Annotated in this window: 18 protein-coding genes; 4 read left to right on the top strand and 14 right to left on the bottom strand. The window is 64.5% G+C overall.

The genetic code is table 11. From position 1 onward, the window contains the following. Window positions 1-55: 55 nt before the first annotated feature. Window positions 56-1,228: a M20 aminoacylase family protein gene (locus LMG28727_RS00460; protein WP_201640358.1), complete on the bottom strand. Its 1,173-nt coding sequence runs from the start codon at window positions 1,226-1,228 to the stop codon at window positions 56-58. Window positions 1,229-1,345: 117 nt separating this feature from the next. On the opposite strand from LMG28727_RS00460, the gene LMG28727_RS00455 reads away from it, so the two are divergent. After that, the gene (locus tag LMG28727_RS00455; protein WP_201640357.1) at window positions 1,346-2,296 is read left to right on the top strand and encodes a LysR substrate-binding domain-containing protein; all 951 of its coding nucleotides are present in this window, start codon (window positions 1,346-1,348) and stop codon (window positions 2,294-2,296) included. Window positions 2,297-2,314: 18 nt separating this feature from the next. Here the strand turns inward: LMG28727_RS00455 and LMG28727_RS00450 are convergent, their stop codons facing one another. Then, window positions 2,315-3,208 (bottom strand): LysR family transcriptional regulator ArgP, encoded by an 894-nt coding sequence (locus LMG28727_RS00450; protein ID WP_201640356.1) that lies wholly within the window; start codon window positions 3,206-3,208, stop codon window positions 2,315-2,317. A gap of 97 nt (window positions 3,209-3,305) precedes the next feature. Here LMG28727_RS00450 and LMG28727_RS00445 point away from each other — a divergent pair, with 97 nt between their 5' ends. Continuing rightward, window positions 3,306-3,959 carry a LysE/ArgO family amino acid transporter gene (locus LMG28727_RS00445; RefSeq protein ID WP_201640354.1) on the top strand — a complete coding sequence of 218 codons (654 nt, stop codon included), beginning with the start codon at window positions 3,306-3,308 and terminating at the stop codon, window positions 3,957-3,959. Between the two features lie 69 nt (window positions 3,960-4,028). On the opposite strand, the gene LMG28727_RS00440 is transcribed toward LMG28727_RS00445, so the two are convergent. The 9 genes from LMG28727_RS00440 to bcsB all read right to left on the bottom strand — a co-directional run bounded on the left by LMG28727_RS00440 (window position 4,029) and on the right by bcsB (window position 19,839). Beyond that, on the bottom strand, window positions 4,029-4,322 hold the full coding sequence (locus LMG28727_RS00440) for a hypothetical protein (protein WP_407945817.1): 294 nt from the start codon (window positions 4,320-4,322) through the stop codon (window positions 4,029-4,031). A gap of 8 nt (window positions 4,323-4,330) precedes the next feature. Next, entirely contained in the window at window positions 4,331-5,881 is a 1,551-nt protein-coding gene (gene bcsG, locus LMG28727_RS00435; protein WP_201640352.1) for a cellulose biosynthesis protein BcsG, read from the bottom strand. Window positions 5,882-5,932: 51 nt separating this feature from the next. Continuing rightward, window positions 5,933-8,470 (bottom strand): UDP-forming cellulose synthase catalytic subunit, encoded by a 2,538-nt coding sequence (bcsA, locus tag LMG28727_RS00430; protein ID WP_201640797.1) that lies wholly within the window; start codon window positions 8,468-8,470, stop codon window positions 5,933-5,935. Window positions 8,471-8,775: 305 nt separating this feature from the next. Continuing rightward, entirely contained in the window at window positions 8,776-9,564 is a 789-nt protein-coding gene (bcsQ, locus tag LMG28727_RS00425; protein ID WP_201640350.1) for a cellulose biosynthesis protein BcsQ, read from the bottom strand. Beyond that, window positions 9,561-9,767, bottom strand: a complete 207-nt coding sequence (locus tag LMG28727_RS00420; protein ID WP_201640348.1) for a hypothetical protein — start codon at window positions 9,765-9,767, stop codon at window positions 9,561-9,563. Before LMG28727_RS00420 ends, bcsQ begins: the two co-directional genes overlap by 4 nt. Beyond that, window positions 9,767-11,878: a cellulose biosynthesis protein BcsE gene (gene bcsE, locus LMG28727_RS00415; protein WP_407945816.1), complete on the bottom strand. Its 2,112-nt coding sequence runs from the start codon at window positions 11,876-11,878 to the stop codon at window positions 9,767-9,769. The genes LMG28727_RS00420 and bcsE overlap by 1 nt, the downstream gene beginning before the upstream one ends. Before the next feature lie 32 nt (window positions 11,879-11,910). Then, window positions 11,911-15,984, bottom strand: coding sequence for a cellulose synthase subunit BcsC-related outer membrane protein (locus tag LMG28727_RS00410; RefSeq protein WP_407945818.1), 4,074 nt, complete (start codon window positions 15,982-15,984; stop codon window positions 11,911-11,913). Between the two features lie 41 nt (window positions 15,985-16,025). Continuing rightward, window positions 16,026-17,402, bottom strand: coding sequence for a cellulose synthase complex periplasmic endoglucanase BcsZ (gene bcsZ, locus LMG28727_RS00405; protein ID WP_201640346.1), 1,377 nt, complete (start codon window positions 17,400-17,402; stop codon window positions 16,026-16,028). A 4-nt stretch (window positions 17,403-17,406) separates the two neighbouring features. Beyond that, entirely contained in the window at window positions 17,407-19,839 is a 2,433-nt protein-coding gene (gene bcsB / locus LMG28727_RS00400; RefSeq protein ID WP_201640344.1) for a cellulose biosynthesis cyclic di-GMP-binding regulatory protein BcsB, read from the bottom strand. Between the two features lie 370 nt (window positions 19,840-20,209). Here bcsB and LMG28727_RS00395 point away from each other — a divergent pair, with 370 nt between their 5' ends. Next, window positions 20,210-20,635 (top strand): diacylglycerol kinase, encoded by a 426-nt coding sequence (locus LMG28727_RS00395; RefSeq protein ID WP_201640342.1) that lies wholly within the window; start codon window positions 20,210-20,212, stop codon window positions 20,633-20,635. Between the two features lie 218 nt (window positions 20,636-20,853). Here LMG28727_RS00395 and LMG28727_RS00390 read toward each other — a convergent pair whose 3' ends face one another. After that, a complete protein-coding gene (locus LMG28727_RS00390) occupies window positions 20,854-21,363 on the bottom strand; it encodes a DUF523 domain-containing protein (RefSeq protein WP_201640340.1) in 510 nt (169 codons plus the stop codon). Between the two features lie 249 nt (window positions 21,364-21,612). Between LMG28727_RS00390 and LMG28727_RS00385 the strand changes: the two genes are divergently transcribed. After that, a complete protein-coding gene (locus tag LMG28727_RS00385) occupies window positions 21,613-21,774 on the top strand; it encodes a DUF1328 domain-containing protein (RefSeq protein ID WP_201640339.1) in 162 nt (53 codons plus the stop codon). A gap of 146 nt (window positions 21,775-21,920) precedes the next feature. Here LMG28727_RS00385 and rfbC read toward each other — a convergent pair whose 3' ends face one another. Then, window positions 21,921-22,472: a dTDP-4-dehydrorhamnose 3,5-epimerase gene (rfbC, locus tag LMG28727_RS00380; RefSeq protein ID WP_201640338.1), complete on the bottom strand. Its 552-nt coding sequence runs from the start codon at window positions 22,470-22,472 to the stop codon at window positions 21,921-21,923. 104 nt (window positions 22,473-22,576) lie between these two features. Then, the gene (locus tag LMG28727_RS00375; RefSeq protein ID WP_201640337.1) at window positions 22,577-23,572 is read right to left on the bottom strand and encodes a GlxA family transcriptional regulator; all 996 of its coding nucleotides are present in this window, start codon (window positions 23,570-23,572) and stop codon (window positions 22,577-22,579) included. Between the last annotated feature and the right edge of the window lie 487 nt (window positions 23,573-24,059).

The following is a 24,059-nucleotide window of genomic DNA, read 5'->3' as shown; positions in this document are numbered from 1 at the left end:
ATGTGCTGCCTGCGCGAAGCGGATGCGCTCCGACGCAGTCACACGCAAGCCCGCGTCAGACGAGAAACGTCTGCGCGAGCTTCACCCAGTAAGCCGCACCGGCGGCGAGGCAAGCGTCGTTGAAGTCGTAGCCCGGGTTATGGACCATGCAACCGCCCTCACCGTCGCCATTGCCGATGATCAGGTAGCTGCCCGGGCACTTCTCGAGCAGGAACGCGAAGTCTTCGCTGCCGGTGAGCGGTTGCATATCGGCGATCAGGCCGTCTTCACCGACCCAGTCGAGCGCGACTTGCCGGGCGAGGCCGGTCATGGCCGCGTCGTTGACGAGCACCGGATAGCGGCGCTGATAATCCACCTTGGCCCGCGCGCCGAATACGGCTGCCTGCCCGCAGGCCACCGCCGTAATGCGTTCCTGCAGATGGTCGCGAACCTCCGGTTTCAGCGCGCGCACCGACAGGCGCATTTCGGCGGTTTCCGGGATCACGTTCGGCGCCTCACCCGCGTGAATCGCGCCGACCGTGATGATCGCCATGTCGAGCGGCGCGACCGTGCGCGACACGATCGACTGCAACGCGAGCACGATCTGCGCACAGATCACCACCGGGTCAACCGCTTTGTGCGGCACCGCGCCGTGGCCGCCGCGTCCGGTCACGGTGATGATCACGGTATCCGACGACGCCATGAACGAACCCGGCAGGAAGCCGAACTTGCCGGTCGGGAAGCCCGGCATGTTGTGCATCGCAAAGACCGCATCGCACGGAAATTTATCGAACAGACCGTCTTCGAGCATCGCACGCGCACCGGCCTCGCCTTCTTCGGCGGGTTGGAAAATCACGTTCAACGTACCGTCGAAGCACTTTTCCTCGGCCAGATGTTTGGCGGCGGCCAGCAACATCGCGGTGTGGCCGTCATGACCGCATGCGTGCATCTTGCCGGGCACCGTGCTCGCATACGGCAAGCCGGTGGTCTCGTGAATCGGCAGCGCGTCCATGTCGGCGCGGATACCGAGCTTGCGCGTGCCATGGCCGACCTTCAATTGCCCCACCACACCCGTCTGACCCAGCCCGCGATGCACCGTATAACCCCACGCCTGCAAGCGCTCGGCGACCAGATCGCCGGTCGCGAATTCTTCGTAAGCCAGTTCTGGCCGCGCGTGGATGCGATGGCGCAGCGCGATCATTTCGTCTTCGAGTTCGGCGATGCCCGCCGGGATGGCCATGGTGTTCACGTGTCGTCTCCGTCTATCAAAATCGTGACCCAGCATAGCGACGCCAATTTGCGACCGGCAGGCGTAGAATCGTTACGCCGGCAACCGCTGGTTGCCGCCTTTTTCCGAATTTTGTCGATGAAACTTCATCAGCTCAGCACCTTGGCGGCCATTGCAGATACTGGAAGTATCCGGGCCGCATCACGCTCGCTGGGCCTTTCGCCGGCCGCCGTCACCAAGGCGATGCGGGAACTGGAGGCCGATCTGCGCGCGCCGCTGCTGGTGCGCAGCGCGAGTGGCGCCGCCTTCACCGAGTTCGGCCGTGCGCTGGTCGTGCACGCGCGGCTGGTGCTCGGGCAATTGCAACGCGCAGAAGCCGAGATCGAAGCATTGCGCGGCGCGGCAGCGGGCAAGCTGTCGATTGGCGTCACGCCGTGGGTCGCGCTGACGTTTTTGCCGCCTGCGGTGCAACGCTTCCGGCAACGGATGCCGGAGGTTCAACTGGAGTTTTTCGAAGGCCTGCTGGCGCTCGTGCAACCGCGACTGCGCGACGGCAGCCTCGATTTTTCGATTGGCCGGCCGCCGCCTGCGTCACCGCAATCGGAGTTTCACAACGTGCCGCTTTTCTCGACGCATTCGGCGGTGGTCGCGCGGCGCGATCATCCGAAGGCGGGTTGCCGCACGCTGCTCGAACTCGAAGACGCCGAATGGGTGTTGAACTGGGACCCGGCAAGTCAGGAGTCGCTGTCGGACAACCTGTTCCGCAAGCGCGGCATGCGCGTGCCGCATACCATTCATCTCGCGCATTCGCTGGCCATCGTGCTGGGGCTGCTCGCGCAAACGGACATGCTGAGCATCTTCCCGTGGCCGCTGGTCGAGGTGATGCTCGCCCGAGAGAACCTGTGGGCGTTGCCGCTGCGCGAAACGGTGGACGAAACCATCGTGAGCATCACGTCACGCCGGGGCGCGCCGACCAGTCCGGCGGCGGTCTGTTTTCTCGCGTGTCTGCGTGAAGTGATCGATGAAGGCGCGCGCTCGCCGGACCCCGAACAGCGCCGGCTGTTTCATTCAATCGAATTGCTGCTCTAGCGGCATGCAGGCGCGGCTTCAGTCGAGATATTCCGCGGCCCGCTTGCGCAGCACTGCGCCGAAATCGTCGAGCCAGCCAATCGACAGACGCCAGCTCTGCCAGTACAGATCGACGTCGATATGCTTGCCGGGCACGATCTGCACCAGTTCGCCGTGCGCCAGATGACCGGTAATCATCCGCTCCGGGCACATCCCCCAGCCGAGACCCGTTACGCAGGCTCGCAGAAAACCCGCGACATGCGGAATCCAGTGCAAAGGCGGGTCGATTTCCGCTCGCGTCACCCGTCGCATGAAGCGCTTTTGCAACTGATCTTTCGGATTGAAATCGACGCACGGCGTGCGCCTCAGACTGTCGCGCGTGACGCCGTCGGCGAAATGGCGAGCGAAAAATGCCGGTGAGCACACCGCCATATAGCGCATGCGTCCAAGCCGTGTGGAGCGGCAGCCCTGCACCGGCTCGGCCTGCGTGGTGACCGCGCCTTGCACGCTGCCGTCGCGAATCAGTTGCGCGGTATGGTCCTGATCGTCGACGACCAGGTCGAGCAACATCTCCCGCTCGACACAGAATGGCGCGACGGCGTCGATAAACCAGGTGCCGACACTGTCGTCGTTCACCGCGACACGCAGCGCGGGCCACGGCTCGACCAGCGTGCCGGGCAGCGCCGGCAGGCGGCCGGTCAACTCCGCCTCCAGCAATAGCACGCGTTCGGTATGACGGCACAGCAGCGCGCCCGAGGTGGTCGCGACGCACGGCTGGCCGCGTTTGACGAGCACGCTCCCCACCCGCTCTTCCAGCAGTTTGACCCGCTGGGATACCGCCGACGGCGTGACGTTCAGCTCACTTGCCGCGCGGTCGAACGAACCGTGGCGCACCACGGCGGCCAGTGCATCGAGCAACGCATAGTCGAGCATTAGCGTTCCTTAATCGGCGTTAGATAAATTAGCTTCTCTTACGAGATGCGAAACCGCAGACTAACGCCATTGGTTTCCCCCGTCTACTGGATCGACTATGAACTGGCTGTCTTTTTCCCATGGTGCCGCGCTCTGCGCTTCGCTGATCGTGACCATCGGTGCGCAAAACGCTTTCATCCTGCGTCAGGGCATCATGCGTTCGCATGTCGGCAAAATCGTCGCGCTGTGCGCGCTGTCGGATTTCATTCTGATCGGCACGGGTGTCGGCGGGGCGTCGGTGCTGGTGGAGCGCTATCCGGTGTTCGTCCACGCCATGCTGTATGTCGGGCTTGCCTATCTGGCGTGGTTCGGCATCAACGCGCTGCGGCGCGCAGTGCGGCCGGGGCATGCGGTGCTGGACGCCAATGTGAATGATGAGAATAGTGCGAACGGCGCGACGCCTGGCTCAAACAACCCGCCCGCCCAACGCGCTTTGCCGATCATCCTGATGACGCTGGCTTTTACGTGGCTCAATCCGCACGTTTATCTCGACACGTTCCTGCTGATCGGCACGGCGGGCGCGCGCGAACCCGAAGGCGCGCGGGTGGCATTTGCACTCGGCGCGATGGCCGTGAGTGGCATCTGGTTCGTCGGCCTCGGGTATGGGGCGCGTGCATTGGCGCCGCTGTTCCGCCGGGCGACTGCATGGCGGGTGCTGGATGGCGCGATCGGCAGCATGGTGTTGCTGCTTGCAGTGACGCAGTTGCGTTAAGCCGACCACGGCGACGCGTTGGTACAGAGAGCGCGTCGCCAATCAAACACTACCTTCTTCAACACCGCATCATTTAACGGCCAGTTCTTTCACTGGCTCGTTCTCTCCCGTCGCCGCAGGAACCTCATCACGCGCGACAAGATTCATCAGCCGCGCGAGCACCGGCCATTTCATCAGCGACTGCTGGTATGCGTCCCGCGCCTGTCCATCGAAATAGCTGGCGGGATCGACCTCGGGCAAACGGCGTGCAAGCCCGTTGATATCGTCGACCGGCCAGCCTGCTGCCATCTCGGACGGTTTGCTGTCCGATGCCGCGGCGCGCTTCACATCGCTCTTCATATCGCGCTTTACGTCGCTTTTCACGTCGCTTTTCATTTTCCGTCCACCCACACGCCGTCCGGCGTCTTCACGACATAACCGGACGCCGTCGTCATCGTCACCGTCCCTTCGTTTTCGCCGACCATCTGTGTCTGCGGCAGATTGACCGCGTATTGCGACAACGTCACGCCCGGTTTGAACGGACTGTTCGACACCAGATTCGACAACAGTTGCGCGACCGCCAGAAAGCTCGACGGCGTGTCGATCACGGTGGTCGGCCCGTGGTTGCCCTGGAAGCCGACCAGACGCACACCCGCAGGACCATGCACGATGCGTGGCGTCGGGATCTCACGCAAGCCCGCCACCTGATTCGCGTCGCCACGCAACGCCGCACCATGTTCCGGCACGAAGATGATCACCGCGCGCCGCCCCGACGCCGCAATCAGGTCCGCAAATCGGTCGAAGTCGCTCATCATCTGGTTCACGCGCCGCGGATAGGAGTCGATGCTCGACAGATTGTTGTTCGGCAGACGATTGCCGTCGTGCAGACTGATCGTGTTGTAGTACAGCGCGACCGGGCCCGGCACGCTCGCGCGTTGGGCGTACCAGTTGGCGAGCGTCGCGTAGTCGTCGCGAATCGGTGAGCCGTCGAATGCATGCATCGCGACCGGCACGCTGGTGTTCGAAATCAGCGGCACGTTCGGCACGCCCGCGTTGTCATGCACCAGTTGCAGGAAGTTATCGAAGTGACCGTCGTGATTCAGCATGGTCTGCGGCGTGTACCCGGCCTGCGCCAGATCGGCCAGCAGATGGCAGTTTTGCGGCGAGTCCTTGTAGAGGTCCGCATGCGCTTCCTGTCCGCAACTCGCGCGCAGCACGCGAATCGCAGCCGGTCCGCTGTAGCTCGCCGCCGTGCTGAAATTCGAGAACAGATAATCGAAGTGGCTCAGCATGGGATGATTGCGCGCCTTCGCGGCGTCGAGATCGTCCCACGACAGCGAGCAAATGTGCAGCACGATCACGTCGAACTGCGTATTCGGATCGGAGCCGAGGTGGCCAAAGCTCACCTGCCGTTGCGATTCCTGCGTGCGGAACGCGGCCAGCGCGGCATTATGGTCGAGCGGCTGGGCAGCCTGCGCATTACCCGACGACGCGACAACCGGCGCACTGCGCAACTGTGCCAGCACCACACTGCCTTCGTGCCACAGCGGCATGGCGACCAGCGCGATCAGCACGAACGTGGCAACCCGCAGCCAGCGGTTCACGATCAGATAGGCGAGCACACCGCCAAGCACGGCGAGCAGCAGCATAGGCGGAACAAAACGCTGCGCGAGTTCGAGCCAGTAGCCAAAGCTGAACGTCGTGAGATTGCCGAACTCTTCGGTCAGACGCGAGAACGGCGGCACGTTTGCTTCGTGGTACATCAACGGAATGCCGATTGCGAGACCGATCACGTTGCGCAACACGCGCAGCCCGCGATGCCGTAGCGTCGACGTCGCCGCGAGCACCAGCGCGAAGCCGATGTTGACGGTCCACAGCGGCAACAGATGGCCGCCCGTGAACAGATACAGCTTGATGATGAAATACAGGTTCCACAAAGTCATGAACAGAGTTTCCTGATTGGCCGGGCGCGTGTCGTCAGCATTCCGGCGGCATTAATAACGGGTACGGTCCAGTGCGAGCAGCGACTGCACGGCGCGCACCACGCCGCTCATCAGTCGCGAATAGCCTTCGACGCCCATCGTCAGGACTTCTTTCAGGCCACGCAGCGGTGCGTCCGTTTCGGTTTGCTCGTCCCAGTCGAGCCATGCATCGGCGCGGCCAAACGTGCATTGCACCATCTGCCGCTCCTGGTCGAGCGTGAGGTTGTCAAAGCGCACACCCAGATTGCGTCCGACAAAGCGGCTCACGTGGACCGGAAAATGAAATTGCCGGTCGCCACGGCTCAGGCAGACGCCGAGTGTGTCGCCGAGCGCGAGTTCGAGATCCGGGTCGACATCGAGACCGAGGCCACCGGTCGAATAGTCGGTGGTCGCGCAGGCAAGCGTCGTCCCGTCCGCGAGCAGCAGGGTCGCGGCCGTGCGCATCGCGATTCGGTGCGTCACGCGCACCTGCTTCGCTTCGCGCGCCACGCTCACGGCCGCGCCGAGCATCACGAGGTTGTAGAGCGTCCAGAACACGTTCATCAGGATCGTCGCGGTTTCGCCGCTTTGCCCGAAGGCGAGCCGGTAGACCCCCGCGGTCAGCGCGCCTGCGTTCAGCCCGAACAGCACCAGATACGGCTTTGACACAGCCCAGTCGAAGTAGCCTTCGTCGATGCGGCCACCCTTGTCGGTGACGTTGAATTTGCCGTGTTTGGGGCTGAAAAACGCAATCGTGGTCGGCAGCGCGATGTACCACGCGAGCACCGACTCATACACTTCGGCCCAGAACGAGTGGCGGAATTTACCCTGCATCCGCGAGTTCGCGATGTTGGCGAGCACGATGTACGGCAGCACGAAGCCGGCGATGGTGGTCGCCGATGCGTTGATGAAATACATCTGGAAAAACAGGTACGCCATCGGCATGGTCAGGAACACGAGCCGCGGTATGCCGTAAAAGAAATGCAGCATCGCGTTGCCATAGCACAGGCGCTGGAAGAAGCCGAGGCCTCGCCCAAGAAACGGATTGTCGATGCGGAAAATCTGCGCCATCCCGCGCGCCCAGCGCACCCGTTGCTTGATGTGGCCCGCGAGACTTTCGGTGGCAAGACCGGCGGCCTGCACGGTCGGCAGATAGGCCGTCGTATAGCCGCGCCGGTGCAATTTGAGCGCCGTATGCGCGTCTTCGGTGACGGTTTCCACCGCGACGCCGCCCACTTCATCGAGCGCCGTACGCTTGATGACTGCGCACGATCCGCAGAAGAACGACGCATTCCACAGATCGTTACCGGACTGCACGAGCCCGTAAAACAGATTGCCTTCGTTCGGCACGCGGCGGAACGTGCCGAGATTGCGTTCGAACGGATCGGGCGAAAAGAAATGATGCGGCGTTTGCACCATCGCGCAACGACGGTCGCGCAGGAAGGTGCCCATGGTGGTTTGCAGGAACGAACGCGTCGGCACGTGATCGCAATCGAAGATCGCGATGTAGTCGCCGTCGGTCTTTTGCAGCGCGCGGTTGATGTTGCCGGCCTTTGCGTGCAGGTTGTCGTCGCGCGTGAGATAGCCGATGCCGCTGTCACGCGCGAACGCCCTGAACTCCTCGCGATGACCGTCGTCGAGCAGGTACACGCGCAATTTGTCCACGGGCCAGTCGATACCCTGCGCGGCGAACACGGTGGGCCGCACCACGGAGAGCGGCTCGTTATAGGTCGGAATATAAATATCGACGCTCGGCCAGCTGTCCGTATCGGCGGGCAATTCGGCAACTGTGCGATTGAGCGGCCACGCGGTCTGCACGAAGCCGAGCAGCAGAATGATCCACGTGTACGCCTCCGCGCCGAACAGCAGATAGCCGAGCACCGCCTCGCCCGGCGTCTGGAACGTGAGCGTCTGCGTGACGCGCCACCATATGTAGCGCGCCATCGCGAGCAGCGCGAGCACCGTGAGAACCAGCACCGGCATGCGGCCCGGGAAGCGGCGCAGGAACAGCGCGACCGCCATCAGCACCGCGAAAAATTCGAACTGCCCGTCCGGCGACAACGGCGACGTGCCGATCATCACCCACAAGCCTGCGCCAGCCAGCACGATCGGCGGCAGCAGCCAGCGGATATGGCCGATGCGCTGCGTGCCCGCTTCGAGTTGTGTGCCCCAGCGCTGCCAGGGCAGTGTCGGCAGCATCGCTTCGATCCGACGGCGCAGGCGCTGGCCGCGCAACCACAGCGGCACCAGCCAACGGTCGACCCACGCCAGCAACGCGCGCAGTTTTGCCGCATTGCTGTGCTCAGGCGCACGCGCTGGGCGAACCAGCGCGCGCCACAGCCACGCTCGCAGTCGATGGGGTTCGAGGACGCCCCATTGCAGCGCCAGATGCAGCACGGCGGTCCGGATCCAGCGACTTGCGAAGTCGGTCTTGCCCGGCGCCGGCGGCTGAAAAAACAGCCGCACGAACCAGTCGAGCAGCGTGCGCTCGGCGGGCATGCCGAGGCCGCGCGCGAACCAGTCGATCGCGCGTTTGCGCAGCGTGTTGCGCTTTTCGCGTGGCGCTCGCATTGCACCCGGATCGCGCGTTTCGCGCGGACGGGTCGCCGCGGGTGAATCGCGCAGCGCGTGGGCTTCGTGGGCTTTGTGGGCTTTGTGGGCTTCGTGTGCTCCGTGCGCTTCCTGCGTTTCGTGCGTTTCGTGGGCTTCGTGCGCTTCGTGCGCTTCGTGCGCTTCGTGCGCTTCGTGGGTTTCGTGGGTTTCGTGGGTTTCGTGCGCGTCGTGCGCCCCGTGCCCATCGCCCCGCTCGCCGGGCGGGCGCATCTCGCGCCCATCGCGCGCATCGTCCGGTTCGCGGCCGGCGTCGACTCGCCTCGTCATGCCCGCTCACCATCACGGTGAGTGGGCTTGCGCGGCGCGTCGGCCAGCCACGTGTCGAGCCAGTTCGCCACGCCATGCAGATCGTGCGAAGCCTGCGAATGCGGCGCGTCGTCGAATAACCAGGTGCCGCGTGCGAACGATTCCGGCAACGCCCCATCCAGATGCACGCGCTGGACGAGCGGCACCCCATCGCCGAGCGCGGCGCCGAGCATGGCCAGCACGTCGCGTTGCATATCGCGCGCCGGATTCAGCCGGTTCACGACGATCCGCAATTGCGCCCCGCCGCTGCGTAATGCAGCGAGCCGCACGACCAGCGTCGCGCATGCAGCCGGTTCGGGCGGCGTCACGCACAACACCAGATCGGCGCAACCCACCGCCTGCTCCGCCTGTTGCGATGGATAACGCGCGGTGTCGATCAGCACGACGCCGTCGCGTGGCAGATCGAGTTGAGCGAGCGCGGTCGCGAGCCACCGTGGCTCGGCAGCCAGACGCGCATCGCAACGCGCGCTTTGTGCAAGCGACACCGCGCCATACGGCACGAACAGCACGCCCTCGGCATTGCGCCACGTATGCGCATGCCACGCATGGGTGTCGTCGAGCAACGCGTGGGCGATGCCCTGCGGCGCGAACCCGTCGATCCCCAGATGCGCGCCGAGCATGTTCTGCGGATCGAGGTCGAGCGCGACCGTCTGACGGCCACGCCGCGCGAGCAGCACCGCAAGCGCGGCGCTGAGCGTCGTACGGCCCGTACCGCCCGCCGTGGAGACGATGGCAATCACCTTCATCGCGCGGCCTCGCCGGTGTGGGGTGCATCGGGCAGCAAACGGGCGCCGAGTGCCACCGCTTCGATATCGCACGGCACTGCGTCGCGCGGATCAAAACCTCGCATCGCCGCCAGAGCCCGGCGCGAACCGAGCCGCTGCCAGACGATCCACAGCGGAATCGCAACCAGAATACCCACGGCGAAACACGTCAATAGAAATTCCATTACCTGCTCTCCGTCTTGCGCACGGGCATCGCATACGGTTCGGCGTAACGCGATGGGGGTGTCAGTTGGCGCGTCGCGAGAACCTGCTTTGACGCCGTGAGGTCGGGTACTGCGTTGCGCGTGGCGTTGTCAGCGACGCCGTGAGCGTCGACTGCGTTGGGGATGCCGGAATCGTCAGCATGAAGATTGGCTTCGGCCTCAGCGTCGGCACGCGCTCGAGCCAGCGCCTCTTCGACCCGCGCCAGCTGCTCGGCGCTGGCCTGCACCGTCCCGTTCGGGACTGTCGCGTCAGCGTCCACCGCCGGCGCTTTCACTTCGACCTGATGTGCCGCCGCCGGCATCGCGAACAGATCGCTGTAATCGGCGATGCGCGCCCGGCGGTTCGCCGTCTCCAGCGCTTTCAGTTCGTCACCGATGCTCTGCTCCGCGAGATGCACGAGCGTGTCCGCGATCTGCTCGACCGGCACATCGAAGATGCGCGCCAGCGCTGCATCCGCATCGGCGAGCCGGCAGGCGAACAGGAACACATACAGATGCGCGGCGTCGGCCGTGAACACATCGCCCGCGCGCCGCGGCACGCAATGCCGCAACGCGTCGACATGCGCGCATTCCGGCAGCAGGGTCAGTTTGACGAGCACATGCGGCAATTGCAGGATCGCGCTGCGATCGAGCACGGTGCGCACCCGCTCGCAGAATGCGCCGGGCGGCAGATAGCCGAGCACGTCATCGCTCAATGCGGCACTGAGCGCGCCACGATAGTCGGTGGCAATCGGACGTGTGTGCAATTGCCCTTGCAGCGATTGCAGCAACGACTGCATCCGCGAAAACGGCAGGTCGCGTCCGAGCACGAGATTGGCGCCAAGCGTCAGGACCAGCAGTTCGTACTGATGCCGCAACACTTCCCCGCGTTCGACGATCACGATCTTCAACGCGCGTCCCGCCTGGCGCCGCAGCGCATGCACTGCCGCGCACAGCGAGTCGAGTTGGGCGCCGCCCGCATAGTCGAGTACGACGGTCGCTGCCTGCGCGTCGACACACGCGGCCAGCACGCCGGCCAGATCCGCGCAGACTTCCCAGTGGGGCGGCACCCAGGCTTCGTGCCCGCGAACCGCCGCGCGGCTGACCACGACCCGCTGCTCATCGCGTGCGAGTAAGCCGTCGCCGTCCGCCGCGTTGCCGGGTTGCTCGGATGTCACGCTCAGGCGGCCGTGCTCGGTGAAACGCAGCGAGCGCACTTCGCCGGTCACGAGCGTACGGTCCGCGCGCCAGAAGTCGACATGCCACAGCAACTCGCCGTGGGTGCGCCGCATCCGCGCCACGCCTGCGCACGCGGCATGGAATTCGTTGCGGCCTTGTTGCGCGAGCGCGTTGTCCGTCGAGGTCGCCGGGTCCAGCCAGTCGAGGCCGTCATCGCTATCGCTGACGCCCGACGGCGAGCCGAGCAGGAGCACCAGCGTGATCTTGCGCGCGGCGCACCAGTTCGCCAGCATGCGGCCCTCGCGTGCCAGCGCGGCAGCGTCGTCCCAGTTGAACCAGCGCTCCGCCCCTTCGATGAAATACAGCGAACGTGTACGGAAGCCGAAGCGCTTGAGCGCGCGCAAGCCACCGAATACCTTGCCGAACACCGCGGATGTGTTACCCGGCTGATCGGCCGCCGGCTCGTTGTTGCGCTCGTTGTTGCGCTCGCGGTTGCGCTCGTGGTCGCGGTCGCGCTCGACGGCGACCGGCGGCATCGCCAGAACGCCCAGATTGCGCGGCCAGCCGGAGGCCGGCGCGCTGGCGCTGAAGCCAAGCTCACGCAGACGCCGGTCAACCTCGACACGCTCGCGCGCCAGCACGACCGTGACGTCGCGCGTATGTGCTTCGCGGGCGCTTTCCCAGATCAGCACATCGGCGCCGGGCGTGCGCGGCGCCGCATAAATCGCGTACAGCTTGCCCGCTTCGAGCGCGGACCATTCGTCGGGCAACGCGTCCACCGCCAGCCGGCCGACGAGCCGCGCGCGCCCATAGGCGTCGCCGTGCGCGCCCGCGCGGCGCAGCGTGTGCCACCAGCGCCGGATGAAGTTGCCGGCCGCCGGTGCCGGCCTGGGTGGAGTCGAAACAGTGCTCACGCGTGGCTTCCCTGATCTCGTTCTATCGCCGTTCAGAAACTGGAGTAAAGACGCACAGGTCTTGGCGACAGACTGTTGTCCTGCTTGCGGGCGTCGATCGTATAGCGCAGATAAACCAGCGCGGAACTCGGCGCGTAGTCGTGCGAACGGTCGATGCTCAATTGCGCGCCCGCCAGCAGATGCGGACTGAAGCGGTATTGCACGATGCCCGCGAGGCCATACGAAAACGCGACGCCGCGCGTCGAGCTGCCGGCATTGACGCCACTGTCGGAGGCAGACGGAGCCGTCAGCACCGAGGGCAAGCCGTTCGGGAAATACGGCGCATTCTTCTCGTATGAATTCGACACGCCGACGGTGGCGGTCAGGTCCCAGTTCAGGTCATCGTGACGGCCGGCCCATTCGATCGGCACGCCGAGCGACAGATAGCGTTGCGGGCTGTAATAACCGCCCTGCCCGAACGTATAGAAACGCTGGTTATTCGTGTAGTGCCAGACGTTGCCGATCAGTCCGGTGCTCACCAGTGTATTGATCCGCTGATAGACCGGCACGGTCACGCCAGTACGCAGCGTGACTTCCTGATTGCTCTCGACCTCGCGGCCCGTCAATATGCCCGCGCCGAAATCGGCGAACAGATTCGTCGCACCGACATCGACCGATGAATGCAGATCGATGCCGTCGCGACGCACGCCGCCCCACACGGCCCCGGTCACCGGATCATGCATGCCCGCATAGGAAAGCTGGCTGCTGGTCTCCGGCCGGCGTGATCCGCTAAGCGAAAAGCTCGCGGGTCCGGCATCGAACTGGTAGCGCGCGCCGCCGACCAGGTAGTGCACCGGGAAACCGAGCGGCGTGGTGCCGAGGTCGAAGCGCCACGCGTCCGACGTATAGCCCGCGCCAAGCGCGACACCCGTTACCGCCTGATGCAGATACTGCGTTTGCACCGGTTCATCGGAGGCAGGGAGCGTGCCGAACTGGGCGCGCGAAGACGCGTTGCCGAAGCCGGCACCGGCCGTGCCCGGGTCGAGCGTGCCGGCATCGAGATGCACGGTATCGACATGCGCGAAAAAATGGCCGTCATAGCCGTACGGAATCTGCGCATACACCGGCACCTGGTAGCCGTGAAACTGCGAGATGCCCGCATCGCCCGATTTATAGCTGGGCAGCCAGCCGGTTTCGATCTCCGGATTGCGGCGCTGCTCCAGATCAGCCAACGCGGCTTGGGCAGGCGTGCCGTCAGGACCGGCGCTGACCCCCGCCACCCGTTCCTGCGCCAGCGACAACCGATACAACGACGCCGCTTCGTCGTACTGCCCGAGGTCTTCCGCCACCCGGCCGCTTTGCACGGTCACGTCGGGCCGCGCCGGATACGACACGCGCAACGCCGTGGTGATCTGCTGCGCTTCGTCGGGATGCCGCAACGCAGACAAACGCCGCGCCGCCGACAGCCGCGTGTCGACGTCGTCGGGTGCAGCGCCGTCGAGCACGCTGTGCACGAGATCGAGCGCGGAGCGGCGCTCGCCGCTTTGCTCCAGCACGCGAGCCAGCGCGAGTTGCGCTTCTGGGTCGGTAGGCGTGGCCGCCAGCACCGGACTCAATGCGGCACGCGCAGCCGCATAGTGACCTTGCAGCCGTTCGAGGTCGGCGACTTCGAACGCATAGCGTTTATCGCGCTTGCCCGCGGGACTCGCACGAGCCAGCAGGCGGCGTGCTGCGTCGTAATCCTGACGATCGAGCGCGTCGTCGGTCTCGCGCAGCACCGAGCGCAGCGCCTGATCTTCGAGACGCGCGCGTTGCGCGGGCGTCAGCTCGAGCGTGCGGTCGTCGCGCAAGCGGATCAGCCACGCGTCGAGTTCGGTGTTGCGCTTCGCGCTGCCGAGCAGATCGCCGTAGCGCAGACGCACGTCGGCATCGGTCTGCTGCGGGTGCGCCGCCATCCAGTCCTGCAGCAACGCGAGACCGCGCTGGGGTTCGCGCTGGTCGATCCACAGCGAACCGATCGACGCCAGCAGATTGGGATCGTCGGCGGCTAGCGCGCGGGCTTCGTCGAGCGACTGCGTGGCAGCAGCGCGGTCGTCGAGCACAAACGCGGCACGCGCCTTCGCGAGCCACTGCTGCGCCTGCAGACTGCGATCGAGCGCGCGCATGCTGTCGGTGCGGTCCTGCGCGGCGATCGGCGCGAGCACGGCTTGCGCGCCGCTGAGATCGTCGATCGAGTTACGGTACAGCGCACTCGCATAACGCATTTCCGGCGATGCGGAGACCGCGAGCCCATCGTCCATCACGATCCGGCCAAGTTGCGGCAAGCCCAGATCGCGATACAGACGCGCGAGCGCAAAGCGGGTCCAGGGCGCGTCGGGCGCGAGCCGCAACGACGCCTCGTAACGTTGCGCAGCGGGACCGCGCTGGCCGGCAGCCAGCAGTTTCTCCGCCTGATCGTCGAGCCGATCGGCGCGCAGTTGCGCGAGGCTCTGACGATCGTCCGCGGCGGTAAAGCGGCTTTGCAAAGCCTCGAGCAACGGCTCGACCTGGGCGTCGCGGCCCGTGTTCTCGTACAGCGTCCGGGTACTGCGCACCGCCGACACGCTCGGCTCGCGCGCCGACAGCAATTCGCGCAGCAGGGGTTCGGCAGCGCTCCAGTTGCGTTGCGCGAGCAGCGCGTCGGCGAGCATCAGCTTCGCGTCGGCGTTGTCGGGCTGCATCGCCAGCGCGGCGCGCGCAAACCGCTCCGCGTCCTGCTGCCGGCCTGCGGCAGCGGCATCGCGGCCTTGCGCGAGCGTGCCCCAGAACTGCGCGGCACGCGCCAGGCTCTCCCATTTCGCGCGATTGTCCGGCGCCAGCGCGGCAGCGCGCAGGAACAAGCCGCGCGCTTCGTCGCGCCGCCCTTCCCGCATGCGCACGAGACCGAGTCCGCCGACCGCTTCGGCATCGGTTGAACGAGCCTCTGCGGCACGCGCGAGCAGCGGCTCCGCGGTGCTCAGATCGTTGCGTGCGAGCGCCTGCAAACCGCGTTGCTGCGCGATGTAATCGGGATTGCGTTCGAGCTGGCGTTGCGCTTCGAGCTGCGCTTCGATCGCGGTGACGCGCTCCTTGAATTCGGTGTCGTCAGGCACGAGTTGCAGATACGCGCGCAACGCGGCGAGATAAGCCGGGTCCGCGCCTGCGGATTGCAACACGTGACGCCATGCGTCGAGCGAGGCCGACTGGTCCGAGTCGGGCCGCGTCGCCAGATTCCATGCGATGCGGTTGGCCTCCGCCCGCGTGTCGCCGCGCGCGTTCAGCAGATTTGCGAGCACCAGCGCGGAGTCGACGTCGGACGGATCGGCGGCGACCCGCTGATGCAACGCGCCGATCGCCTGTGTCCGTCCGTCGGGCGTGCCGGCGATGATCTGGTAGTACTCCGCGCCGAGCGAGCCCGCTGGCGCGCCGTGTGGAAACAGCGCGAGCAGACGGCGTGTCGCTTCGGCGGACTGGCCGCTGCGAGCGAGCAGGCGGATCGTCGCAAGTTCCTGGCGGCCGTCAGTCGCGACCCGGTATTCATCTTCGATCTGCTGCGTGAGCGGCGCGCCTGGCGCTAGCGAGCGTAGACGCGTCAACGTGGTCTGCGCGGCCTGCGCCTGGCCGAGGCGTAGCTGGATGCGGACCTGTTCGGCGAGCAACGCCGGGTCGTTCGGCGCGATCAGCAACGCCTTGTGAATCGACTGCGACGCGAGGTCGTCGCGATGTTTGGTAGACCACATCTTCGCGGTCGCGAACAACTGCTGCGCGGCGGTGTGCTGCGAAGCGCCTTCGGTGTGCGGGACTGCGAGGGTCGCGGTGGGGACTGCTATGCCGTGAGATCTGGCGAGTTGCGCGGCGGGCGCAGGCGGCGCGGCGACCGTGCGTGACGCTCGATCTTTCGCGCCGCCATTTTCTTTCGCGCCGCCATTTGGCAGCACGGTAGCAGCGTGTCGCGGATCCATGGACGCCGACGTACCGGTCGCGTGCCGCATCGCCGACGCATGCGAAGCCGCGGCGGGTCGAACGTCAGCCGTCGGCGACGCCGCATGAGGCGTGGCGGCGCCCAGCGCGTCCGGCTGCGCGGGCAGCGCCCGCGCAACGCCCGTCATACCCAGCCACGCAACGAGCACGACCCAGCGCACCACGAGACTCACTGAACGGCGGCGCGACACAGCGAACTCCCATGCAGATCCAGTGTGCCGTCAGCGGCAAAACGATAGCGACCATCACGCCAGCCCAGTCCGAACAGACTCAGCACGCTGGTGTAATAACCCGCGGCACTCTCGCGATCGAGTTGCGCGACGCGCGCCGTCTGCGTATCGGCGAGCATGCGCTGGCCGCTCGCTTCGAGGAACGGCACGGCCGCCGCCGAGAAACCGGCGTTGCCCATGTTTTCGCCGACGCTGCCGTTGGTGGTGTCGACCTTTTCAGGCGGCGCCCGATGGCTCGCGATGAAGTTGGCAAACGGCGCGAAGTGCTTGAGCAGGGTCGGCGCCAGCGGGTCGCGCGGATCGAGCATGCCGGCCCACAGATAGACCCGAATCGCGTTATAGGCGCTTTCCGCCTGGGTCTGCTCGTCCGGCACGAAGCCCCGTTTCGCGCGATACAGCGCCCAATCCGGCGCGAAGCCGTGCGGCGCGGTATCGATCAGAACCCGACTGCTGCTGGCGAGAACCCGCGACCAGCGCTCATCGTCGGGCAAACGCGTGCCAAGGCCGCGCAGCACCTGCGGCGGCGAATAGCTCGGGTTCACGCGCCACAGATCCGACGCCGGATGAAAACCGACCGGACCTGGCAACAGCGTCAGACCGAGACCGGGGACGCTCGCCGTTTCGTCATTGAGCACATGCCGCGCGAGCACAGCGCCGCGCGCCGTGTAGCTGCGGTCCTGCCACACGTGACCGGCTTCGAGCAACGCATAGGCGATCCACAGATCGGCATCCGACGACGCGTTCGTGTCGAGCACCTGCCACTGCCCGTCGTCCGCGCGGCCCCATAGCCACGCGGGCAAATGGGCGGTCAGGTCGCCTTGCGCGAGATGCTGTTCGGTCCATTGCAGAACGGTGTCGAAGGTTGCGCGGTCGTTGGCGACCAACGCAAAAAACAGCGCGTAGGACTGCCCTTCCGAGACGGTGCGCGAATCGGCCGAGCCGACGTCGATCACGCGGCCGTCGGCGGAAATGAAATCGCGCCGGAATTGCTGCCACGCAGGCCATGTCGGGGGCACGCAGTTTGCGGTAGATGCGCTAGCGGACATACCGGTCACGCTCGCGATGGTCGTCACAGTCGTGACGGCCTTCTGCGGTGCGCCGGTTGCGAACGCCAAGGATGTCGTCCAGACAGACAACATCAGGCTCGACGCAAACGTCATGGCCGCTCGGTTGACCACCGTAGCGGCAACCTTCGCGGCTGTTTTCATGGCGGCCGTACGCGCGGCGCCCGCGGGCGCTGGCACGCGCTTCTTCAGCGCCGTCCGCAGATCGCCGCGCCCCGCCCGTCGCGGCACCTTACCGATCCCCCACGCCATCGCGTCAGACTCCCCGACGGCGCGCGGCCAGTTCCTGCAGCGCGGTGAATGCGCCGATCGCCAGCAACAGCCCGGCCAGTGCGCCCAGCACGCCGAGCAACACCGGATGCTGGATCGCCTTGCTCCACAACTTCGCGTACCACGGCACATAGCCGACCACATACAGGTCGCCGACCCGCATGCTGTCCACTTCACCGCTGCGCAGCAGCGCGACATCGCCCTGCAGTTGCGCGACGCGATCCGGCTTCTCGAGCATGTCGAGCAATTGCGACAGCTGCTGCTGATCGGTGGCGGTCAGCGCGACGACGCTGCGTCCCTTGCTGCCAGGCAACTCGAAGCCCATCAGCGCGGCCAGCGGACCGTCGCGGTCGATCCGCGCGCTGCCGTCCGGCAAGTGCGTGCCGTTGCGCCACTCTTCCTTCACCGAAAACGATGCGCGGGTGATCGGGCTATCCTGCGCGGCGTCGTTCGACGAACCCGCGGTGTCCGGGGTGTCTGAGGTGCCTGAGGTACCGATAGTCAGAGGCAGCGTCTGGTGCCACCGGTCAAGCAATGGCGCCGACCCATTGCCGCCGATCACCAGCAAATCCTTGGCCGTCAGTTGCGCGAGTTCGGCGGGTCGCGCAATCTGCACGCGCAACGCCGGATAACCGGTCCACTGCCCCATGTGACCAAGCATCGTCAGCATGCTTTCGATCTCCTGGGGCGCGGGATGAGCCGGAACCACCACGGCGGTCTGCGCGAGATCGGCGTAGCGCGTGAACGGGAACCCGCTGTTCGCGAAGTACGCGAGGTTCGGCATCTGCGCGTAGTGGACGAAACTGGAAAAGTCGATCGTCGAGTCGGGATCGACCGCGGCCTGCACGGGGTTCGACGCAACCGACTGGCACAGCCCGGTCTTCTGCGAGTCCAGATTGAAGCGCAACTGCAACTGGTTCGAACTGCCGACGCGGAACGCCGGAATATCGAGCAGGCTGCTCGAGCGGCTGCCGTTGTTCGACAGCACCGGCAATTGCAGGCGGCCCTGCGCGTCGTCGGCACTGGCGGCCGGGAGCCGGTACGACTTCACGAGCTGATCGTTGATCTGCACCGCCAGCACCGAATTGTTCTGCACGGTCGGCGCCGTGTAACGGTACTTCAGATTCAGCGGCACACCCGCGCCGTTCCACGAAAACAGATCGGCGGGCACGCGCAGATTCAGCCGGATCGCGTCGGGCGCGCTGCCTTGCACCTGCAACTGGTTCGGGTCGTCGATCAGTTCCCTGAATGCGACCGGTCGATCCACCGGCAGCCAGCGTGGCGCATCGTACGGTTTGCGCGGCTCGCCAATGTCGAGTTGCGTAATCCGCACGGCAGGGCCCGCCATCGCCGTTTTACCGAGTACCAGCGCGTCGCTCGCCTGATCGACTTCGGCGGAAGTACGGCCGGTGACGATCAGCAGCTTCCGGTTCGCGGCGTTCGGGTTGTCGGTGACGATCAGCATCGGGCCGTTGATCGGCGGCAGCTTCAGCCCGGCGGGCAATTGCTCGCTGCGTGCGACCACGACCGCCTGATCGTCGGAGGGCAACGCGGACAGCGCCGGAAAACGCGCCTGCCGGTAATCGGCCTGCGCGCCGAACCACGACGCCAGCACACCTGCGCTGCGCAGCGTGGCGTTATCGGCAGCGGCGGGCAACACAAACGGAAGCCGCAGACGGCTCACGTCGCGCCGGTCGAAAAACGGCGCGGGCAACAACGCGAGATCGTTCGGCAGACGAATCGGCGCGGTGTCGAGAATGAGTTCGCTGGTCGGACTCACGTCGGCCCACAGCGCCGAGTTGTCGGGGTCCTCGCAATGATCGAGCGTGTAATGCGCGATCAGACGAAGACCCAGCTGGTTGTAATCGGTCAGAAAGCGCGGATCGAGCGCGATGTCCTGCGTGACGATCTGCCCCGCGTGCTCGCGGTCGAACGGCACGGTCGCGATCACTTCGTTATTGATCGAGACCTTGAGATGCGAGATCGGAAAGACCAGCGCCGGCGAATAGGTGTAGCGCAAGCGCAGATGCGCTGCCGTCACCACCCGGTCGAGCCGCACGCCGACATTGACCGTGCGCGAATCCTCGAGTCCGCGCATATTCAGCGGCTGATAGGCGCCGAGCGCGGCAAATGAAAGATGTGTCGTGGTGGAACCGGCGGCGGTTGCGGGCGTGCGAGGCGCGTCGCCGATTGCGTCGCCGATTGCATTGACACTCGGCTTGAGCGCAGGCTGAAGGCCCGCGCTGTTGACGGTCGGCGCGCTTACCGCCGACGCCGGAACGGCCATCGAAGACGTGGGATGCGCCGCAGCGGCAACCGGCACGGTGGGCGCAGCAGCCGACACGATTGCATACAGAGTGCCGACAACAGCGGTCAGCGGAACGCACAATGAAGCGGACAACGAAACGGCAGATTTCATGAACAGACCAGCTTTTTTATTAAAAGTCCGCCGTCCACCAACGAGTGCTGACACACTTCTTTGCGAATTCGGCTTACCGCACGAACGTGCGGAAAATGGCAAACGGATACCGTGCGACCGCGACGCGGTCTCCTAATCTTTGTATACGGAAAATTTGGTCAAACCTTGAGGGCGGGCGATATAACGGAAAGAACCCGGTCCGTCTCGCACGCGATCGCCCGTGCAGCGCGCGAAGCGCACTTTGATTCCCGGCCTCGTCGCCTAAACGCTTAGGCATCCGTACGCCCGCGGCGGCGCAAAGATATCACAAGTCTGTGACAAATTGTTACGTTTAAGGCATGCTGCCGCCATTCCCGAAGTGACTTTGATCATGCTCAATCCAACCGACTCGCCGACGGTCCGTCCGCCCCCAAAACGTAGTGGTCCTTTGCGTGCGCTGTTTGCGCTACGGCATTCGTGCGATGGCATCCTCGCGACCTTGCGCGAAGAAAGCGCATTTCGCCAGGAAGCTGCCTTGGCGGTGGTGCTGCTTCCCGCGGCGCTGCTGATGCCGGTGGGCGCGGTCGAACGGGTGTTGTTGATCGTGTCGGTGCTGCTGGTGCTGCTGGTCGAGTTGCTCAATTCGAGTATCGAGGCCGCCATCGACCGTATTTCACTGGAGCATCACGAGTTGTCAAAGCGCGCTAAGGATTGCGGCAGCGCGGCGGTGACGATGGCGCTGCTGATTTGCGCGGTGACGTGGGGCGTATTCTGCGGGCCGATTGTTTATCACTGGCTGCGTGGATTGATGCTCTGAGCCGCGAGTTTGCGTCTGCAGGCGCGGTAGTTTTTGCGTCGTGCCGTTCCGTTCCGTACCGTGTCGTTTCGTTTCGTTTCGTTTCGCTTCGCGTAACTTGTTCGTGTAAGGGGTGCAATTGCCCCTCTTCGCGATGAATCGGTTGGTCGCAAACGTTAGCGCTCACTTAAAGCTGCAAGAAAATCCGTAGATGAGCGAATCAAAGCGGGCGGCGTGTGCTACCCGTTACCGATTCGATTCGATTCGAGCGCGATAGCCGCAGCAAGCTCAGCGATCTGCGACTCGGCGAAAACGCGAATGCCGTGCTGCTGCAACAGAGTCGCGGTGACGCCCGCCGCAGCGTGACGCGTGCCGCTGAATTCACCGTCATAGATGAACGTGCTGCCACATGACGGGCTGCCGTCGGCCAGCAACGCAAAACGGCAATCTTCTGCCTGTGCGCGTTCAAGCGCATGCCGGGCGCCCGCGATGAAGAGCGCGGTGACGTCTGCGCCGGTGTTGTCATCAATCGACACCCGATGATTCAGCACATCGGCACCGGTCCCGCGCAACTGGATTTCCGCGGGAGGACGCGGAGTCGGAAAGCCGGCTGCCACCTCCGGGCACACGATCACGAGGCGGCCTTCTTCGCGCCAACTCGCGAGCCACGCGTCGCGTGCCGTTTTAGCCGTGCCGTTATAGCGCACCGGGAAACCAGCGAGACACGCACTGACCAGAATCTTCAACATGACGATGGAAAGCGCCCCGACGGGGGCCGATGACTAGGGACGGAAAGATTGTAATGGCCGCGCGATGATCGCAACCGCCGGGCCCAATTGTCCGATGTGGCTGGTGCAGGTTGTTCCCTGGCCTCACTTGAAATGCTGGGCACACCTATTGCTGTATTCCGCTCGCCGGCAAATAACCCGTCCAGGCGCGCAGTGTCTGAAACGGGTCGCCGTTTCTATTCAATCAGCAATCCACCGGTGGGAGGCCCCATGCTTCGATACGCTGCAATCTTCTTTGTGATCGCCATCATCGCCGCTTTGTTCGGCTTTGGCGGTATTGCCGCTGGCGCGACAGAGATCGCCAAAGTACTGTTCTTCATCTTCGTGGTGATCTTCCTCGTCACCCTGCTGATGGGTCTGATGCGACGCTGACCGCGCAGGTTGCGCGCGTGCGTCAACGTGCGTCGAGGTCTGTCCCGGTGTGAACGGCGGCATGATGTTGCAATTGAAGTTGCAATTGAAGTTGCAATAATTGCCGCCCGCTATTGCAAGAGTTGCTGCGCGCACCGGGACTGAATTCACGCAATGTTTTCCGCTTCGTAAAGACGCCGGCCCGCGGCGTCCTTCGTACCAAGAATGGGCTCGAAGTCGATCGGCCATTCAATGCCGATGTCGGGATCAGACCATAGGATGCAGCGTTCGAGTTCGGGAAACCAGTACTCGGTGGTCTTCCACAAACACTCCGCGACTTCCGACAACACCACGAATCCTTGCGCGAAACCGGGTGGCACCCACAACTGCCGCTGATTCGTTTCGCTCAGATACGTGCCGGTCCATTTGCCGAAGTTCGGCGAATTGAGCCGCACGTCGACGGCCACGTCGAATACTTCTCCTCTGACGACCCGCACCAGTCGCCCTTGCGGACGTTGCACCTGATAGTGCAACCCACGCAGCACACCGCGTACCGCTTTCAAATGCCGGTCCTGCACGAAATTGAAACCTTGCGAGACGTCGTCGGTAAATTCGTCCGCGCTGAAGCTCTCATAGCAGAACCCGAATTCGTCGCAAAACACGTCGGGCTCGATGAGTTTCACCTCCGGCAATGCCGTCGCCATTACCTTGTTGCCCATTGCCACTGTGCTCGTAAGAAGCTCGCCCGACAAAGACGCGGCAGCCAGCGCGACCGCATCCAACGGTCATCCGGCGCACGTCGGCACGGGCGCCTTCGTCAATGCTACACCTCACTGCTCACCCTGCTGCGTGCGCGATATTCGGTAGGAGACAGCGCCATGCGTTTGCGGAAGATCTTCGCGAGGCGGTCGCCATTACCCGTGCCACTGCGGCGCGCGATCTTGTCGACGGGCAATTCGGTTTCAGTCAGGAAATTGCAGGCAATCCGCAGTCGCACCTGCAACAGATAGTCGGACGGCGTGACGTGCATTTCATGCTTGAAGCGGCGCAGGAAATTGCGCTCGCTCATCGCTGCAACCTGCGCGGCGTCGGCCACCGACACCGGCCGGTCGCAGTTCGCTTCCATCCAGCGCGCCGCCGCGCGGATTTTCTCCGCGACGCTCAGCGTGCCGCCTTCGGCGGGCAACGGCACCCACGTGGCAGCCATGCCCGGCATCACGCGGTCTGCGACGCTGCGTGCGAGTTCAGCACCCAGATCGCGTTTGATAAACATCAGCGCGGCCCGCGCGCAGTCGTGACGATCGTTGGCGGCACTCAACGCGGCCTCGCTGGCGACGCTGCCCAGATAGCGGTTCATCTGCAAACCATCGTGGTCGGTCGGACCGGCGGCTTCCAGCACGACGCGCCCCTCGCCTATCGTTTCGATCGCGCGGGTACGCGACTGCACGGAACGCAGCCAGCCGAGCAGTCGCTCGTCGCGCGCGGCCGCATGCGCACCGTAGCCGCCGGCGATGAACAGCACGTCGAAACCGGCGCCAAAGCGAATGTCGATACGATCGGTCCAGATTCGTGCCGATGACGAACTGGCGACGCTGCCGCCATCCATCGACAGGAATTGCACTTCATAGGGTGGCTCTTCGCCGGCTTGCGAGCCGGAGAGTTCATTGGCGGTCTGGAACATTTCGACCACCGTGCCCGGCCCGAGCAGCCAGAAGCCATCAAACAGCAATACGCCGATTCGCCGCGCTGCAGTACGCACGTTCAAAGTCGGCGTGTGTAGCCATGTAATTCTCGCTGTATCAAGGTGCATTTGCGGCATGATCTTTCCCCAAACGGTCATACGTTGTGGACCCCGATGCCCCGCTGGTTCGCGTAAACGAGCGAATGAATTTATTACGGCAGAAAGTGCTGACAACGCCGTTTAACGGATTATGCGTGATGTTAGCGGAATGGCTCGCTATAGTAAATTTGAAAAACAAATCTCAATCACGAAATTGAATGTATGACGAAAAGAATTATTGAGTGTTTGATATGAGATCCGCGCGACGCGGCGGCGCTTCGTTGCGTTATGTCACGGCGCTCCGGTCACCATCGGTGCCAAGCCGCATGCAGACGGGCTGTCGGGGTTTCACATGCAGAAATCCTACACTGCGCGAATCGTTTTCTGTATCTCACATCGCCTCGGTCCATTGAGAATGAAAGTGTTTCAAACCTGAACTCTAATGCACGGTGATAATGGCCGTCAATTCCGGCTTATATTCGCAAATTGGGAATTTACCGGCTTCCGCATTGGGTACTTTCGCATA

This window comes from Paraburkholderia metrosideri, assembly GCF_904848625.1.
Lineage (GTDB): Bacteria > Pseudomonadota > Gammaproteobacteria > Burkholderiales > Burkholderiaceae > Paraburkholderia > Paraburkholderia metrosideri.
The sequence above is the reverse complement of the archived record's forward strand: the minus strand, read 5'-3'. Positions and strand labels throughout refer to the sequence as shown.